At 39.2% G+C, this 332-nt stretch carries 1 protein-coding gene; it reads left to right on the top strand.

What is annotated here, in order from left to right:
• The coding region (locus EHQ47_RS19740) for a hypothetical protein (protein WP_167483324.1) at positions 1–332 on the top strand (332 nt) is incomplete at both ends.

The raw sequence follows: 332 nt of genomic DNA, 5'->3' as shown, positions 1-332 counted from the left end.
AACAGCAGAAGAAGCAGCCAAACTATTTGCAGAACTTCGATCTATGATTGATGGATTGGAAACACAAGGATTGCCGCTGGATCAGTCAATGGATCAAATTGGTGTATCCCTTACTAAATTTGAAACATTAAAAACGAAATTAGACCAATCAGGATACAGTTTAGATTCCTCGATCATCTCAGGAATGGACAACTTGAAGGCCTTTGCTTGGGAAAACCAAAAAGTCATTTTGGCCAAAGCATATCTAGGAACCATTGCAAACAATGGAACAATCGATAAATTTTTATCCGATGTGAAGAGTGGAAAATTTGTTCTACCGGGACCGAGTGGCA

It is taken from the genome of Leptospira bourretii (assembly GCF_004770145.1).
Classification (GTDB): Bacteria; Spirochaetota; Leptospiria; order Leptospirales; family Leptospiraceae; genus Leptospira_A; species Leptospira_A bourretii.
This window is presented reverse-complemented; position numbering and strand designations above follow the sequence as displayed.